Source organism: Neisseria sp. HMSC078H04 (assembly GCF_001838135.1).
Classification (GTDB): Bacteria; Pseudomonadota; Gammaproteobacteria; order Burkholderiales; family Neisseriaceae; genus Neisseria.
In genome coordinates this window covers 40,178-55,233 of the sequence record NZ_KV835822.1, presented here as the reverse complement: position 1 = coordinate 55,233, position 15,056 = coordinate 40,178, and the positions used below count along the sequence as shown (strand labels likewise).

Sequence of the window (15,056 nt, the reverse complement as noted above, 5' to 3'; positions counted from 1 at the left end):
AATTGAATAGAGGAGAAAAAAATGCTGTTGATACCTGCCATCGATTTGAAAGAAGGACGCTGTGTTCGTTTAAAACAAGGCTTGATGGAGCAGGCGACGGTATTTTCCGATTCGCCGGCAGAGATGGCTTTGCATTGGCGCAATCAAGGCGCACGCCGTTTGCATTTGGTTGATTTAAACGGCGCATTTGCAGGCGTTCCTCAAAATTTTCCGGCGATTAAAGAAATTTTGGCCGCCGTAGCCAAAGATATTCCGGTACAGCTTGGCGGCGGTATCCGTGATTTGGGAACCATTGAAAAGTATTTGGATTTGGGGCTGACCGATGTGATTATCGGTACGGCCGCGGTGAAAAATCCTGAATTTGTGCGCGAGGCATGTAAGGCCTTTCCGGGGCAGATTATCGTCGGTTTGGATGCCAAAGACGGGATGGTGGCGATAGACGGTTGGGCAACGGTAACGGAGCATCACGTCGTCGATTTGGCCAAGCGTTTTGAAGACGATGGCGTCAACAGCATTATTTATACCGATATCGGTCGCGACGGCATGATGAGTGGCGTGAATATCGAGGCTACCGTTAAATTGGCTCAATCAGTGAATATCCCGATTATCGCTTCCGGTGGTTTGACGAATTTGGACGATATCCACGCATTGTGTGCCGTTGAAAAAGAGGGTGTGAGCGGTGCGATTACCGGCCGCGCCATTTATGAGGGAAGTATTGATTTCGCACAGGCACAAAAACTGGCCGATTCTTTGGCCTGACCTAAGTGCGTTTAATTATGCAGATTAGGGCTTTGCAAGGTGTAACAGGCGCAGGAATTGGCATATAGCTGAAAATGCCTTCAAAAGCGGCATTTTGCAAAGTCCTTAGACTTAAAATCTGTCTGAAATAATTATAAAAAACAATTCACTCAATATCTTATTTTATTAAGGGATTGGTATGCTTGAAGCGTTTGTTTTGGGTTTTTGGATTATCTGGTCATCCGATCGCGAAGTGTATCCGCTAAGCGAAAGTTTGTGGTTTACACTGATTGCAGTGATACTGCGGCAGCTGACGGCGTTTGATTTGCCGATTATCGATACCTATTGGATGATTTTCAATGGGATAGTGTGGGCATTTGCCGGTTTGATTTTCTCCATCGTCGGCCGCATCGACAGCAATTTCATTATTTCCTGTGTTTTGGCGATGATGGCAGGGATTGGTTATTTTCAGCTGTTGCAACATTTGCCGGATTGGTTGAGCAAATTTTTGGCCTGACGGTTTCAGACGGCCTGAGAGCGGATAAGAGGTATTGAGTATGGCATTGGCAAAACGAATTATTCCTTGTCTGGATGTAAAAGACGGTCGCGTGGTAAAAGGTGTCAACTTTTTGGGTTTGCGCGATGCAGGCAATCCGGTTGACGTTGCCAAACGCTACAACGATGAAGGCGCGGATGAGTTGACCTTTTTGGACATCACTGCCTCCAGCGACAATCGCGACACTATTTTGCACGTTATTGAGGCAGTCGCATCACAAGTTTTTATTCCATTGACGGTCGGCGGCGGTGTGCGTACGGTTGCCGATATCCGTCGTCTGCTTAATGCCGGTGCCGATAAGGCCAGCATCAATACGGCAGCTGTAACCAATCCTGATTTGGTAAATGAAGCGGCCGGTTTTTTTGGTTCGCAAGCGATTGTCGTTGCTGTCGATGCCAAAGCGGTCAACCCTGAAAACACCCGTTGGGAAATCTTTACCCACGGTGGACGTAATCCGACCGGTTTGGATGCGGTGGAATGGGCTATCGAAATGCAGCGGCGCGGTGCGGGCGAGATTTTGCTGACCAGCATGGACCGGGACGGTACCAAACAAGGTTTCAACCTGCCTTTGACACGTGCGGTCAGCGAAGCGGTGGATATTCCGGTCATTACTTCCGGTGGCGTCGGTTCGGTTCAGCATTTGGTGGACGGTATTAAAGAAGGGAAGGCAGATGCGGTATTGGCCGCCAGTATTTTCCACTTTGGCGAAGCGAGTATCCGCGAAGCGAAACTGGCCATGCGTGAAGCAGGAATTGAAGTGCGTTTGTGATTGCTACCCAAAGGCCGTCTGAAAAATATGGGAGAAAGACGTACATGTCGAATATAAACGAAACGCTGCTGAATGCCGTAAAATTTGATGAGAAAGGTTTGGTTTGCGCGATTACCCAAGATTGGCAGACACGCCGTGTGCTGATGGTTGCCTGGATGAACGCCGAAGCCCTGCAAAAAACCGTAGAAACCGGTCTTGCCCACTATTACAGCCGTTCCCGCCAAAAACAATGGATGAAGGGCGAAGAGTCCGGACATACGCAAAAAGTACACGAATTGCGTCTGGATTGCGATGGCGATGCAGTAGTCATGCTGATTGAACAAAACGGCGGCATTGCCTGTCATACTGGGCGCGAAAGCTGTTTTTACAAAGTTTGGCAAGAGGGCGCATGGCAGACAGTCGATGCCGTGATGAAAGACGAAGAGGCGATTTACGGACATAAACATCCTTAAGGCCGTCTGAAAGAAAATAAGAGAAACCGACCATGACCGATACTATCCTTACCCAAATTCAAAACGTCATCGATTCACGCAAAGGCGGCGATCCTGATGCTTCTTACGTTGCCCAACTGCTGCACAAAGGCGAAGACAAGATTTTGAAAAAAGTCATTGAGGAAGCGGGTGAAACCTTGATGGCCTCTAAAGATGGCGGTGGCGAACATTTGGTTTACGAAGTGGCGGATTTGTGGTTTCACACCATGGTTTTATTGGCGCATCATGGATTGCGCGCCGAAGATGTAGTAAACGAGCTTGCGCGCCGTCAAGGTTTGTCGGGATTAGTGGAAAAAGCTTCTCGCAAAGAATCTTGAATTTATATTACAATCCCGTATTTGACCTGTTTCAGAATCCGTCTCTTGGGGTAAAACGATTTCCCTTTTTTGGTCGAAACCCGTTACGCCCGTTTTCAGACGGCCATTGGAGCCATTATGGATAATTGTATTTTCTGCAAAATCGCAACCAAAGATATTCCGGCACAAACCGTTTACGAAGACGACGAGATGCTTTGTTTCAAAGACATCCGTCCTGCCGCACCGGTGCATCTGTTGCTGATTCCGAAAGTGCACTTCGATTCACTGGCGCATGCAACCGCCGAACATCAAACCCTGTTGGGCAAAATGATGTTGAAAGTTCCTCAAATCGCCCATGAGGCAGGTTTGACCGACGGTTTCAAAACCCTGATCAACACAGGCAAAGGCGGCGGACAAGAAGTCTTCCACCTGCATATCCATATCATGGGTACGCCTGCATAACTATTATTTATTTTTAACAAATTCAAGGATTTATCATGGGTAGCTTCTCTCTCTGGCACTGGATTATCGTACTGATTATCGTCGTTTTGGTATTCGGTACCAAAAAATTGCGCAACGTCGGCAAAGACCTCGGCGGTGCGGTGCATGACTTCAAACAAGGCCTGAACGAAGGTACAGACGGCAAAGATGCTAAAAAAGACGAAGTCATCGAACACAAAAAAGACGAAGACAAAGCATAATCCATGTTTGATTTCGGTTTGGGCGAATTGCTGCTGGTCGGCGTTGTCGCCCTGATAGTGCTTGGCCCCGAACGTCTGCCGCAAGCCGCGCGCACGGCCGGTCGTTTGGTCGGCAAATTGCAAGGATTCGTCAACAACGTCAAGCAGGAGCTTAACACTCAGGCTGAGTTGGACGAATTACGCAAGGTAAAGCAGGAATTTGAAACCGCCGCATCTGAGTTTCGCGACGGTATCAAAGACTTGGGCAATGATGCACAAAAAAACCTGAGCGATATTTCAGACGGCCTCAAGCCGTGGGAACGTCTGCCCGAACAGAAAACGCCTGCCGATTTCGGAGTGGACGAGTTGGGCAATCCTTTGCCTGATCTGGCTTCAAACAGCATTGAGAATGAAAGTGCAATCGAGGCTTCTGAGCAGGGTGGGGCAGTGCAACAAGAGCTTGTCGAGGCTGAAAATGCCGAGTCCGAGCAAGACCGCGCTTGGCGTGAGTACTTGACGGCTTCAGTTTCACCTGCTCCTGCGGTAGAAGTCAGCTATGTCGAATCTCCTATTGCTGATGTTCCTCCGCTGCATACGACCTCTTTGCGTAAGCAGGCGATGAGCCGCAAACGCGATATGCGCCCGAAATTCCACGCCAAGCCCAAACTGCGCGTCCGTAAGTAAAAAGTGAGTCAACCGGTGTCCGAATCTCAACACGAACAACCCGTCCAACCGCTTATCGAGCATCTTCTCGAGCTGCGCCGCCGCATGATGTGGATCGTCATCGGTATCGTCGTCTGCTTTTTGGGCATGATGCCGTTTGCCCAGCAGCTCTATACCTTTGTTGCCGAACCATTGATGGCCAATCTGCCTAAAGATACCAGCATGATTGCGACCGATGTGATCGCGCCGTTTTTTGTGCCGGTCAAGGTTACTTTGATGGCGGCGTTTCTGCTGTCGTTGCCGCACACGCTGTATCAAGTTTGGGCGTTTGTCGCTCCTGCCTTATACCAAAACGAAAAACGTTTGATTACGCCGCTGGTGTTGTCCAGCGTAACACTTTTTTTTGTTGGGATGGCGTTTGCCTATTTTTTGGTGTTTCCCGTTATTTTCAAATTCTTGGCCGGTGTAACCCCTGTCGGCGTCAATATGGCGACCGATATCGATAAATACCTGTCCTTTATTTTGGGCATGTTTGTCGCATTCGGAACGACGTTTGAAGTTCCCGTCGTTGTGGTGTTGCTTGCCAAAATGGGTATTGTTTCGACTGAACAGCTTAAGAATGCGCGTCCGTATGTGATTGTCGGTGCGTTTGTCGTGGCCGCAATCATCACGCCGCCTGACGTAATTTCTCAAACCCTGCTTGCCGTCCCACTGATTCTGCTCTACGAAGCAGGCATTTGGTTCAGTCGTTTTGCCAAAGTGAAAACGCAGCAGGAAGATGAAGATACACCGCAACCACCGGCAGAAGTTTAAGAATTAAGGCCGTCTGAAGAATTTTTCAGACGGCCTTTGTATCATGGCACTTTCAGAGTTTTTAAGAAAAAGTATGATGGATGTTCAGGAGTCGTATAAAAACGCTATCGCCTCAAATTCTTTTGATGTGACTAAAAATTTCGATCGAGAATTTTGCCGAAATCGAAGCAGTAATGCGTAACAGTTTCTCATGCCTTAATGGGCTAGATTTTAATACCAAACTTCCAGAATTAAGTTTGGGAAATGGGGTGATTTTTACCAATACATAAGCTGAAAATACTTGATTTTAGGTAATTAAAAAAATATTCGTTTCTATTTTATTAAAAAGTATGATGTCAGGCCGTCTGAAAATAAACTACTTTTCAGACGGCCTTTTTATTGTTCTTGTTTTTCTTTGTCCTCCTTATTTTTCAAGCATCTTACAAAAAGGGTTTGGAAAAATAGGTGCTTATATTTTGGCCGGATTTAGCTGTACGATTTCATGGGTAAATATGTTATCGTATTCATGTATGTTAAAAAACATTAATAAATTTGTATTTTTCTTACAGAGAAAGGCTTCAAAATGGATGGATGGACTCAAACGCTGAGTGCCGGTACTTTGCTCGGTATCGCCGCGGCAGCGATTTTGCTGATCTTGATTTTGATTGTAAAACTGCGCGTTCATGCCTTGCTGACGTTGGTATTGGTCAGCCTGCTGACTGCTATCGTAACAGGCCTGCCTATGGGCAGTATCGTCAATGATGTGTTGGTCAAAAACTTTGGCGGCACGCTCGGCAGCGTGGCGTTGCTGGTCGGTTTGGGCGCAATGCTCGGCCGTTTGGTGGAAACTTCCGGCGGTGCCCAATCTTTGGCGGATGCGCTGATTCGGATTTTTGGTGAAAAACGTGCGCCGTTTGCCTTAGGCGTGGCTTCTTTGATTTTTGGTTTTCCAATTTTCTTTGATGCCGGCTTGGTGGTGATGTTGCCGATTGTGTTTGCAACGGCACGCCGCATGAAGCAAACTGTTTTGCCCTATGCGTTGGCATCTATTGGCGCATTTTCCGTCATGCACGTTTTCCTGCCGCCTCATCCCGGCCCGATTGCTGCTTCTGAATTTTATGGCGCAAATATTGGTCAACTGCTGATTTTGGGTTTACCTGTTACCTTGATTACTTGGTATTTCAGCGGCTATTTATTAGGCAAGATTTTGGGCCGCAGCATCCATGTGCCCGTTCCTGATCTGCTCAGCGGCGGTACGCAAGATAACGACCAACCGAAAGCGCCTGCAAAAGCATCTACCGTTGTCGGCATTATGCTGATTCCTATGCTGTTGATTTTCTTGAATACTGGTTTGTCTACCCTGATCAGCGAGAAAATGGTCAGTGCGGATGAAGGCTGGGTGCAGTTTGCACGAATGCTCGGTTCGACACCGATTGCTTTGCTGATTTCTGTTTTGGTAGCCCTGTATGTGTTGGGCAGTAAACGTGGCGAAAAAGCCAGCGCTTTGGAGAAAACCATTGATGGCGCATTGGGCCCGGTTTGCTCGGTTATTTTGATTACCGGTGCAGGCGGTATGTTCGGCGGCGTATTGCGTGCTTCCGGTATCGGTAAGGCTTTGGCTGACAGCATGGCTGACTTGGGTATTCCTGTTTTACTGGGCTGTTTCTTGGTGGCTTTGGCTTTGCGTATTGCGCAAGGTTCTGCGACTGTTGCCCTGACTACCGCTGCTGCGTTGATGGCACCGGCCGTTGCGGCGGCAGGTTTCAGCGATTGGCAGATTACTTGCGTGGTATTGGCGACGGCGGCGGGTTCCGTCGGTTGCAGCCACTTTAACGACTCCGGTTTCTGGCTTGTCGGCCGTCTGTTGGATATGGATGTGCCGACGACCTTGAAGACATGGACGGTCAACCAAACACTTATCGCACTCATCGGTTTTGCTTTATCGTCAGTGTTGTTTATCTTGGTTTAATCGAAAATGGCCGGCGGATAGTGTTTTGAGATAACACAATCCGCCCGTTTTTAAACACCGTTAAAATCTAGATAAACAAGGAGTAGAAAAATGACGACACATTTTGTCATGATGGGCGTGTGCGGTTGTGGTAAAACCACTGCCGCGCTGTCTTTGCAAAAACATCTCAATCAATGCCCATATGCCGAAGGCGATGATTTTCATACCCAAGCCAACCGCGACAAGATGGGTGCCGGTATTCCGTTGACGGATGAAGACCGCTATCCTTGGCTGGGCAATTTGCGTGACTGGATGACAGAGCAGGCAAAAAACGGGGAAAAATATTCCATTGTTACTTGTTCCGCACTCAAGCATCACTATCGCGATATTCTGCGTGGTGCAGAAGGGAAGGTGGCTTTTATTCATCTGACTCCGCCTCAAGCAATCAATCTTGAACGTATGCTGTCGCGTCAGGGGCATTATATGAAAGCCGGAATGCTGGATTCGCAGCTGGAGATTTTGGAAGAGCTGGGTGCGGATGAGTACGGCGTTAAAATTGACAATCCGGGTTCGCCTGAAGCCGTTGAGGCAGATATTGTGAACTGGGTGAAAGCGCAAGGCTTGATTTAGTAATGATCAGAAATGGAAAGGCCGTCTGAAATATTTCAGACGGCCTTTTTTGATGGGATTTAGAATGTTTTTTGCGAGTCAAGCAATAAGGTAACCGGCCCGTCATTGCAAAGGGAAACCTGCATATGGGTTTGGAATCTGCCGGTTTCGACAGTCAATCCATGTTTGCGCAAAAGTTGCGCGGTATATTGATAAAGCTTATCCGCTTGTTCGGCAGGGGCAGCATTGGAGAAAGATGGGCGGCGGCCGCTGCGCGCATCAGCGTAAAGGGTAAACTGGGAAACCAGTAATATCGAGCCACCGACATCTTTGAGCGATAAATTTAATTTGCCGTTTTCGTCTTCAAAGATACGCAGGTTGGCGGTTTTATCCGCAATGTATTTGGCGTCTGTTTCTGTATCGGTGTGGGTAACGCCGAGCAATATCATAAATCCGTTGTCGATTTTGCCGCAGGTTTCGCAGGAGTTTTCGGACAAAACGTCAACTTTGGCTTGGGTAACTTTTTGGATAACAGCGCGCATGATGTTTTTGAATAAAAGAAGTTTGTAAAAAAGGGCGTAAAAGACACGCCCTTTGGGTTGGAGTATGGTTTCAGACGGCCTGAAACCATTGAATCAATTTACGGATTAATGCCGTTTTCTTTTAAGATACGTTCGATCTGATTCTCGACTTTTTGTCGTTTAACAGCTTGGGCAATCTGATTGCGTACCAGTTCGAAAGGTTCGGCATTGGGATCGTGTTCTACTGCACTGAGTTTAAACAGATAAAAACGGTTTTCCATTTGAATCGGCTCATGCGTTACATCGCCTCGGTTCATGTCGGCAAAAGCGGTAGCCAGTTGAGGAGAGAGCTGCTGCGGAGAGATGAAGCCGTCGAACTCTTGTTCGGGGTTTGGATAGCGTTTCATCAGCTCTTCAAATGACAAGCCTTTTAGCAGCAGCTCTCGCGCGGCGCGTACTTCGTCGGCTGAAGCAAAGCTGACTTGTTGCAGCTTGATAATGCGTGTTTGATGGTCGTAGAAACGGCGCAACTCAGCATCGTCAACCGCGGTTTGACGTTCTAGATAAGCAGCGTATTGGTTGGCATAAAACTCAGCTTCAACGTTTTTAAGCTGATTCTGCACTTCTGCATCTTTGTCCAAACCAGCCTGGATGGCTTCATTTTTCAAAATTTCCAAAGTCTGCAAACGTGTAACCACATCTTTGCGGATTGCCTGACCATCGGGTTTGGCAGTCTGGTTGGGATGTTGATCGGCTTGTCTCAATACTTCGGCAACCATGCTGTCGATACGGGCGGGATCGATTTCAGGTGCTTTGGCAGTTGCCAAGCCGATGGTTGATAGGGCGAGGATAGCCAAAACGGCAGTTTTGGGCTTGATGTTCATGTGAGTTCCTTATTGCCCGCCGTTATCACGGCGGGCACGTTATATTATTTGTTGACTTTGATGCTGGCTTTTTTCAGCAATGATTGAATGGCCGCATCAACACGGGCTGCCTGTAAGTCGCTGCCAATCTCGTTTTTAGAGGCTTCGTAAGAAGGTACGGTAACGTTACGGCGGTCATTGACGTAGAAAACGGCGTACAAATTACCGTTTTGCAGCGGCGTTTTAGTGTGCGCACCTTTTTTCAGGTCTTTGACAGCTGCGTAAAGCGGAGGCGCTGATTCTTGCAAATCTTTAAGCGGAACATAAGCTTTAGGGATACCGCCGGCTTTTTTGGCCGCTTCGTCAATTGAGTATTGGTTCAATACCGAAACAAAGCTTTTTTTCGCATCCAAATCGGCAATGGCTTTTTGGGCATTGCTGCTGCTGTCAGTCACGATTTCGCCCATTTGGACTTCCTGAGTACCTTTATAGAAGTTGCTGAAGTCGTTGTAAGCGGCTTTGACATCTTTTTCTTGAACAGGATATTGACGGACGATATGCGCCGCGAAAGCTTGGCCTAACAAATCATTTTCGAAAACTGCCCATTCGGTTTTGAATGTGGCTTTTTTATCTGCACCTTGCTTGGCGGCATCGGCACGCGCTTGCTCCAATGCAGTTTTGAATTCAGCGCTTTGATCCAGTTTTAATTTTTTAGCTTCTTGGGTAACAACAGTGCTGATAACTTGGCGTTCAGTCAGCATTTGACGCAATTCAGGAGTGTCTTGAACGTTCGGGTTGCTGGCGCGTACGGAAGCAACTTGGTCATCGATAACGCTGCTGTCGATGGCTTGACCGTTGACGGTCACCAAAGTTTGGGCAAACAGGGTGCCGGTAGTCAGGGCAAGCATCAAGGCTGAAGCAAAGTAGGTTTTTTTCATCGTATTTCTCTTTTAAATAATGATTGGAAATAAATTAATGATTAGAAATCAAAGTTTAAGTAGTAATCTTAATGGAAGTATTCGTCCGGCGTGGCCGCTTTGATACTGAGTGCATGAATCAGGCCGTCTGAAAACAAGTCTTGCAAAAGCTGCTTAATCATACGTTGCCGCTGGAGGCGACCGATATTTTCAAATGCGTTGCTGACCACCAATATCGCATAATGCCCGCCGCCTTTATTGCCGGCATGGCCGGCGTGCAGATGGCTCTCATCTTCAAAATCGAAGAACTCAGGCTCAAGTGCCTGCAGGCGTTCCTCGATAATTTGACGCATATTGCTCATTTGAACACGGCTTTAAAGGGTTTAATCAATACTTCTGCGTATACGCCGGCATCGACGTAAGGGTCTTGTTCAGCCCATTCTTGTGCTGCGTCCAAAGATTCAAATTGAGCCACAATCAGGCTGCCGGAAACGCGTTCCGGATTGTCTGGTAGAGGATTGGGGCCGGCAGTCAGCAGACGGCCTTGCGCTTTCAATTCTTCCAAGCGTGCCAAATGAGCAGGGCGGGCTGCCATGCGTGCTTCGTGGACATCTTCGGCATCAGTGGCCAAAAGCATGAAATATTCCATTATTGATCCTCCTTAGGCTGGAAACGCATCAGATACATGCCCTGTGCGATAGAAAAAATGATTGTGAAACCCAATGTGCCGAACAATTTGTAATTGACCCATTGGTCTGGAAAATACGTAAAGACAAAGAGATTGGCAGCCCCCATAAAAATCAGGAAGCCAATCCATGCATAAGTCAGGCGCGTCCATACAAAATCAGGAAGCTGCATTTCTTTACCCATCACGGCTTTTAGCCCGTTTTTACCGGCAAGATGGCTAAACAGCATGACGATTGCGCCGATCCAAAACAGAACGGTCGGTTTCCACATGATAAAGCGGTTGTCTTTCAGCAGAATCGTTGCACCGCCAAAAAAGACAATCAAAATCAGACTGACCCATTGCATGGTGTCCAGTTTGCGGTGTTTCCAAAAGGTCAGCGCAGCTTGGGCAATACCGACTATAACCGCAACAGCCGTTGCGGCAATCATGTCTTTGGTGATGATGTATGTGATGAAAAATAAGAATACGGCGAATAAGTCGCTCAAAACCTTCATATATTAATGATGAAACTAATTGAGTAAATGCTAATCATACAGGGAGATGTGTTTTTTTGCACCTTTCCCCATGACTTTAATACCACATATATCCATATGAGATATTTGTTTTGGGTTGGCGAAATTTGTAAAAAAGAAACACAAGCATGCAAAAGTAATAGATTTACCAAGGAATTTCAGGCTGAATAGCCTGTATTGCTTGGCAGAAATGGGTTAAAAATATATCATGACGTAATATCTAGTAAATATATGGTTAAATGCGCGCACATTGGTTAGTACCATAATTTCCGAACAGGGGATCAGTTTTGAAAAAACATCACAATATTAAATTAATTACAGCTTCTATCGCTTTAATGACATCGCTCAGCGCTTCTGCAGGTTTGGGCGGTTTGAACGTTCAATCTCATTTGGGTGAGCCTTTTACAGGCAGTATCACTGTGACTGGCGAGGAAGCTCAGGCTCTGCTTAATGGCGGTAAGGCCACTATTTCAAATGGTAATTTGCGCGCGGCGGTACGCAAATCAGGCGATAAGGCAGTCGTTACCATTCGTTCCTCTAAAGCCATCAAAGATCCTGTTTTGGTTTTCCAAGTAGGTGTCGGCGCGCAATCGCGTGAATACACTGCTATCATCGATCCGGCCGGATACGACGCTAAAGATGCGGCATCCGTCCGCCCCCGTCAAACTGCCGAATCCCAATCCTTCGAGCCGACACGCAATGCCCAACAGCCTGCAACTAAAAACAATAAAGCAGTAGGTAATCAGGCAGCTCAAGCGCGTAAGGATGTGCAGCGTAAGGCTGAGAAAAAACAAGTTCAGACGGCCTCTGCTAAAAACGACACAGCTGCACGTTCAGGTAGACAGCATTTGGTGCGTACGGGTGAAACCCTGATTGCCATTGCGTCCAGCATCCGTCCGCAAGGTATGACCTTGGATCAAACCATTCAAGCATTGGTTAATGCCAATCCGGATGTGTTTATCGATAACAATGCCAACCGTATGTTGGCAGGTAAGGTGCTGAATATTCCAAACCGTAGCGAATTGCAACGTTTGGCTGCTTCTGCTCCTGCTAAAACTAATACGGCAACAGAAAAAGCCAATGAAACCGCTAATGCAACAGAGGCTAAAACAGAAAAACCTGTTGTTCAGCCTGAGGCTCAAACTGAAGCCCAGGTTAAAGATGCTGGCGTAAATACACAGCAACAGGAAGAAGTAAAACAAGCTTCAGCTGAACAAACAGAACAAGCAGCATCTGCAGCGGTTAATGAAAATGCCGCATCGACTGTTCCTGCATCCGATATTCAAGAAGCTATGGCTTCTTCTGATGCTCAAGAGAATGTAGTGGCTTCTGAGTCTGTTGCAACCACTGATTCTATCGCGGAGCAAACAGAGGGCGAATCAAATGGCAATTTATGGAAATGGTTATTGGCAGGCGGTGCAGCCCTTATTGCTGCTTGGTTGTTGTTAAAAGCTGCGGGTAAACGTAAAGACGAGCCTGAAGCAGCACCTGTAAGCCGTATGGATGAAGAGAAGGCTGTACAGAAAGATGTTGCTGCTTCAGCTGCTGCGGTTGCTGCAACTAAAGTAATGCCGTCTGAAAAAACTCAAGATGGCCTGCTTATCGAAGACGATTTTGAAGATGATGTGGTTATCAATGAAGTAGAAGAATCTTCCAATATCGATGATGTCAAACTTGATTTAGGTAAGATTGACAATAGTCAGGCAGGTATTCTTTCAGGTGCAGTAACGCATGATGTTGAGACAGAACAACGTCGCCATGCTGATTGGGACAATATCGAATCAACAGAAAGCGTGTACGAACCTGAACCAGAAAATCCATATCAGCCGGTATCCGTTGTTATGCCTGAACGTAAAGAAGAGCAGGCAAATACATTTGCTGAGTTTGATTTGGCGGCAGAGAAAAAAGTCTCCGAGTCAAGAAATGAAGAGCCACTCGAGTTTACGGTAGAAACCCCTGAAGCTTCAGACGGCCATGCGTTGCCATTCGAGATCAAGCAAGATCAAGACTTGCAAATTCAAGGAACCAAAGAAGAAGTAGAGAAAGAAGAAGCTGCTTCTGAGTTTGTGATTGAAGAAGGTGCATTGGAATGGGGAGCTGAAGATGTTTCAGTAGCCGCCGATAAAAGCAATAGTGAAAGAGGCTTTGTTTCAGAATCAGTTGGCATGACTGCACCGCTTGAAGCCAAATATGATTTGGCTAAGATGTATATCGAAATCGGTGATCCTGAAGCGGCTCGAGAAACATTGCAAGGGCTGATTGAGGAGGCTGAAGGCGATATTCTGCATAAAGCCCAAAAACTGATGAAAGAACTTGGCGCGTAAGTGCTAGTCAAATGAAGATGCCGTTTCAGACGGCATCTTTTTTATGGTAAATTAAAAAGCAAGATTTTATCTGAGTCTATTATTGGTTGGGTAAGATTTCAGCTTTATATGATGGTTGAAGATGAAGGCCGTCTGAAATACAAAATGGAGGCGTGTGTTAATCACGCCTTTTTAATATTTGTTACTTGAGCGTAGGCAACAATATCAATTTACAAGAAGTATAAGAAATGACTGAACAAGTAAATACAACAGGACATCTGGTGCAGCGCTGGGCTTTGACCCTCTCTTATGACGGTAGTCGTTTTTATGGTTGGCAAAAACAGGCTGGAGATTTGCCGACTGTTCAGACGGCCTTAGAGCAGGCATTAACTTCAATAGCAGGAGAGCAGATTAATACTATTGTTGCAGGAAGGACAGATACGGGTGTACATGCGACAGCTCAGGTCGTACACTTTGATACATCTGTAAGCCGTCCGGAGCAAGCGTGGGTGCGTGGAGTCAATGCGCATTTGCCTGACGGTGTGGCTGTATTGCTTGCGCAAAAAGTTGCACCTCATTTTAATGCTCGATTTGATGCTTATGGCCGGCATTACCGTTATTTGCTGGAGTCATCTCCGGTTTGTTCTCCGTTGTTGGTTGGCAGGGTGGGGTGGACACATTTGAAATTAGATTTAAATCTGATGAGGCAGGCTGCTGCTTTATTGGAGGGTGAACATGACTTCTCCAGCTTTCGTGCGGCTGAGTGCCAGGCAAAATCGCCTATAAAAACGCTATATAGGGCAAGTATTAGTGGGACTCCTCGTTATTTGTGCCTTGATTTGCATGGAAATGCATTCTTGCATCATATGGTGCGCAATATTATGGGCGCATTGGTATATGTGGGAAGTGGTAGGATTAGTGTGGATGAATTTCAGTCAATCTTTTATGCAAGAAGCAGATTGAAAGCGCCTCCGACTTTTATGTCTGACGGCCTGTATTTGACAGGCGTTGATTATCCTGATGAGTTTGGGGTGGTAAAACTGCCTCTGCCTGAGTGGATGGATGTTTCGGGTAATGTTTTTCAGACGGCCTAATTGACGGATTGTTGGTATAAAAGCAACAAAATAGCGTGATTGATGTGTAAATTAATAAAGTGTTGTAAAAATGCACAATTGGTTTTAAAAGAAATTTATCATTGATTTTAAATAATAAATTTCCTTTTTTTAGGCTGTGTTTGCCTTTGCCGGGTTTCAAGGGTGGTGGGGGTGGATTGAATAAAGTTTGTTTTTTTAGAGAGGAGCAATTATAGTAACAGTCATGGAATCGCTGATTCCAGCGATAAAGTAAGCCTAAGCGGATTGTCCGGTCTGCTTAAGTTATTTCTTCACAATAGAAAAGGAATACAGCAATGAAAAAATCTCTGATTGCTCTGACTTTGGCAGCTCTGCCTGTTGCAGCTATGGCTGATGTGACTCTGTACGGTCAAGTTAAAGCCGGCGTTGAAATTTCTAAAGTAAAAGAAGGTAAGACTACTTCTAAAACTGCTACTGAGATTGCTGACTACGGTTCTCGCATCGGCTTCAAAGGTCACGAACACTTGGGTAGCAACTTGAATGCTATTTGGCAAGTTGAACAAAACACTTCTATCGCCGGTGGTGACTCTGGTTTTGCTAACCGTGAATCTTTCATCGGTTTGGAAGGTGGCTTCGG

The 15,056-nt window shown here is 46.5% G+C and carries 20 protein-coding genes; 14 read left to right on the top strand and 6 right to left on the bottom strand.

The window, feature by feature from the left end:
* The first annotated feature begins 21 nt into the window (after window positions 1-21).
* From hisA to HMPREF2560_RS00400, 11 genes are all read left to right on the top strand, one after another.
* Complete coding sequence (hisA, locus tag HMPREF2560_RS00450; RefSeq protein WP_070606856.1) at window positions 22-759, top strand: 1-(5-phosphoribosyl)-5-[(5-phosphoribosylamino)methylideneamino]imidazole-4-carboxamide isomerase; 738 nt, start codon at window positions 22-24, stop codon at window positions 757-759.
* 178 nt (window positions 760-937) lie between these two features.
* Window positions 938-1,255: a hypothetical protein gene (locus HMPREF2560_RS00445; RefSeq protein ID WP_063075325.1), complete on the top strand. Its 318-nt coding sequence runs from the start codon at window positions 938-940 to the stop codon at window positions 1,253-1,255.
* Between the two features lie 40 nt (window positions 1,256-1,295).
* Window positions 1,296-2,063, top strand: coding sequence for an imidazole glycerol phosphate synthase subunit HisF (gene hisF, locus HMPREF2560_RS00440; RefSeq protein WP_070606853.1), 768 nt, complete (start codon window positions 1,296-1,298; stop codon window positions 2,061-2,063).
* A gap of 53 nt (window positions 2,064-2,116) precedes the next feature.
* Window positions 2,117-2,515 carry a phosphoribosyl-AMP cyclohydrolase gene (hisI, locus tag HMPREF2560_RS00435; RefSeq protein WP_141748409.1) on the top strand — a complete coding sequence of 133 codons (399 nt, stop codon included), beginning with the start codon at window positions 2,117-2,119 and terminating at the stop codon, window positions 2,513-2,515.
* 32 nt (window positions 2,516-2,547) lie between these two features.
* A complete protein-coding gene (locus HMPREF2560_RS00430) occupies window positions 2,548-2,871 on the top strand; it encodes a phosphoribosyl-ATP diphosphatase (RefSeq protein ID WP_003679440.1) in 324 nt (107 codons plus the stop codon).
* 117 nt (window positions 2,872-2,988) lie between these two features.
* Entirely contained in the window at window positions 2,989-3,312 is a 324-nt protein-coding gene (locus tag HMPREF2560_RS00425) for a histidine triad nucleotide-binding protein (RefSeq protein WP_049329536.1), read from the top strand.
* Between the two features lie 35 nt (window positions 3,313-3,347).
* Window positions 3,348-3,551 (top strand): Sec-independent protein translocase subunit TatA, encoded by a 204-nt coding sequence (tatA, locus tag HMPREF2560_RS00420; protein WP_003679438.1) that lies wholly within the window; start codon window positions 3,348-3,350, stop codon window positions 3,549-3,551.
* Window positions 3,552-3,554: 3 nt separating this feature from the next.
* Entirely contained in the window at window positions 3,555-4,214 is a 660-nt protein-coding gene (gene tatB, locus HMPREF2560_RS00415; protein ID WP_070606848.1) for a Sec-independent protein translocase protein TatB, read from the top strand.
* A gap of 15 nt (window positions 4,215-4,229) precedes the next feature.
* Entirely contained in the window at window positions 4,230-5,006 is a 777-nt protein-coding gene (gene tatC, locus HMPREF2560_RS00410; protein WP_070606845.1) for a twin-arginine translocase subunit TatC, read from the top strand.
* A gap of 562 nt (window positions 5,007-5,568) precedes the next feature.
* Complete coding sequence (locus HMPREF2560_RS00405; protein WP_070606842.1) at window positions 5,569-6,954, top strand: GntP family permease; 1,386 nt, start codon at window positions 5,569-5,571, stop codon at window positions 6,952-6,954.
* Window positions 6,955-7,044: 90 nt separating this feature from the next.
* A complete protein-coding gene (locus HMPREF2560_RS00400; RefSeq protein ID WP_049336727.1) occupies window positions 7,045-7,563 on the top strand; it encodes a gluconokinase, GntK/IdnK-type in 519 nt (172 codons plus the stop codon).
* A gap of 59 nt (window positions 7,564-7,622) precedes the next feature.
* Here HMPREF2560_RS00400 and dtd read toward each other — a convergent pair whose 3' ends face one another.
* The 6 genes from dtd to HMPREF2560_RS00370 all read right to left on the bottom strand — a co-directional run bounded on the left by dtd (window position 7,623) and on the right by HMPREF2560_RS00370 (window position 11,025).
* Entirely contained in the window at window positions 7,623-8,084 is a 462-nt protein-coding gene (dtd, locus tag HMPREF2560_RS00395; protein WP_049336726.1) for a D-aminoacyl-tRNA deacylase, read from the bottom strand.
* Window positions 8,085-8,182: 98 nt separating this feature from the next.
* Window positions 8,183-8,947 (bottom strand): peptidylprolyl isomerase, encoded by a 765-nt coding sequence (locus HMPREF2560_RS00390; protein ID WP_049336724.1) that lies wholly within the window; start codon window positions 8,945-8,947, stop codon window positions 8,183-8,185.
* A 44-nt stretch (window positions 8,948-8,991) separates the two neighbouring features.
* Window positions 8,992-9,864 (bottom strand): peptidylprolyl isomerase, encoded by an 873-nt coding sequence (locus HMPREF2560_RS00385; RefSeq protein ID WP_049336722.1) that lies wholly within the window; start codon window positions 9,862-9,864, stop codon window positions 8,992-8,994.
* Between the two features lie 68 nt (window positions 9,865-9,932).
* Window positions 9,933-10,205 (bottom strand): BolA family protein, encoded by a 273-nt coding sequence (locus HMPREF2560_RS00380; protein WP_049322785.1) that lies wholly within the window; start codon window positions 10,203-10,205, stop codon window positions 9,933-9,935.
* Window positions 10,202-10,492, bottom strand: coding sequence for a YciI family protein (locus tag HMPREF2560_RS00375; protein WP_004519663.1), 291 nt, complete (start codon window positions 10,490-10,492; stop codon window positions 10,202-10,204). The genes HMPREF2560_RS00380 and HMPREF2560_RS00375 overlap by 4 nt, the downstream gene beginning before the upstream one ends.
* The gene (locus tag HMPREF2560_RS00370; protein WP_049336720.1) at window positions 10,492-11,025 is read right to left on the bottom strand and encodes a septation protein A; all 534 of its coding nucleotides are present in this window, start codon (window positions 11,023-11,025) and stop codon (window positions 10,492-10,494) included. The genes HMPREF2560_RS00375 and HMPREF2560_RS00370 overlap by 1 nt, the downstream gene beginning before the upstream one ends.
* Before the next feature lie 305 nt (window positions 11,026-11,330).
* Between HMPREF2560_RS00370 and HMPREF2560_RS00365 the strand changes: the two genes are divergently transcribed.
* The 3 genes from HMPREF2560_RS00365 to HMPREF2560_RS11380 all read left to right on the top strand — a co-directional run.
* A complete protein-coding gene (locus HMPREF2560_RS00365) occupies window positions 11,331-13,367 on the top strand; it encodes a FimV/HubP family polar landmark protein (protein WP_039862099.1) in 2,037 nt (678 codons plus the stop codon).
* 227 nt (window positions 13,368-13,594) lie between these two features.
* On the top strand, window positions 13,595-14,440 hold the full coding sequence (gene truA / locus HMPREF2560_RS00360; protein ID WP_070873640.1) for a tRNA pseudouridine(38-40) synthase TruA: 846 nt from the start codon (window positions 13,595-13,597) through the stop codon (window positions 14,438-14,440).
* 314 nt (window positions 14,441-14,754) lie between these two features.
* Window positions 14,755-15,056 (top strand): porin (locus HMPREF2560_RS11380; protein WP_283132694.1); only part of this gene is annotated, 302 nt, incomplete at its 3' end.

Excerpts from the sequence above, each read along its gene's own strand:
- HMPREF2560_RS00430 (WP_003679440.1), top strand. The coding sequence starts at position 2,548 with ATGACCGATACTATCCTTACCCAAATTCAAAACGTCATCGATTCACGC.
- HMPREF2560_RS00375 (WP_004519663.1), bottom strand. The coding sequence starts at position 10,492 with ATGGAATATTTCATGCTTTTGGCCACTGATGCCGAAGATGTCCACGAA.
- HMPREF2560_RS00390 (WP_049336724.1), bottom strand. The coding sequence starts at position 8,947 with ATGAACATCAAGCCCAAAACTGCCGTTTTGGCTATCCTCGCCCTATCA.
- tatA (WP_003679438.1), top strand. The coding sequence starts at position 3,348 with ATGGGTAGCTTCTCTCTCTGGCACTGGATTATCGTACTGATTATCGTC.
- HMPREF2560_RS00445 (WP_063075325.1), top strand. The coding sequence starts at position 938 with ATGCTTGAAGCGTTTGTTTTGGGTTTTTGGATTATCTGGTCATCCGAT.
- hisA (WP_070606856.1), top strand. The coding sequence starts at position 22 with ATGCTGTTGATACCTGCCATCGATTTGAAAGAAGGACGCTGTGTTCGT.
- HMPREF2560_RS00380 (WP_049322785.1), bottom strand. The coding sequence starts at position 10,205 with ATGAGCAATATGCGTCAAATTATCGAGGAACGCCTGCAGGCACTTGAG.
- tatB (WP_070606848.1), top strand. The coding sequence starts at position 3,555 with ATGTTTGATTTCGGTTTGGGCGAATTGCTGCTGGTCGGCGTTGTCGCC.
- truA (WP_070873640.1), top strand. The coding sequence starts at position 13,595 with ATGACTGAACAAGTAAATACAACAGGACATCTGGTGCAGCGCTGGGCT.
- HMPREF2560_RS00370 (WP_049336720.1), bottom strand. The coding sequence starts at position 11,025 with ATGAAGGTTTTGAGCGACTTATTCGCCGTATTCTTATTTTTCATCACA.
- HMPREF2560_RS00405 (WP_070606842.1), top strand. The coding sequence starts at position 5,569 with ATGGATGGATGGACTCAAACGCTGAGTGCCGGTACTTTGCTCGGTATC.
- HMPREF2560_RS00400 (WP_049336727.1), top strand. The coding sequence starts at position 7,045 with ATGACGACACATTTTGTCATGATGGGCGTGTGCGGTTGTGGTAAAACC.
- dtd (WP_049336726.1), bottom strand. The coding sequence starts at position 8,084 with ATGCGCGCTGTTATCCAAAAAGTTACCCAAGCCAAAGTTGACGTTTTG.
- HMPREF2560_RS00425 (WP_049329536.1), top strand. The coding sequence starts at position 2,989 with ATGGATAATTGTATTTTCTGCAAAATCGCAACCAAAGATATTCCGGCA.
- HMPREF2560_RS00385 (WP_049336722.1), bottom strand. The coding sequence starts at position 9,864 with ATGAAAAAAACCTACTTTGCTTCAGCCTTGATGCTTGCCCTGACTACC.
- hisF (WP_070606853.1), top strand. The coding sequence starts at position 1,296 with ATGGCATTGGCAAAACGAATTATTCCTTGTCTGGATGTAAAAGACGGT.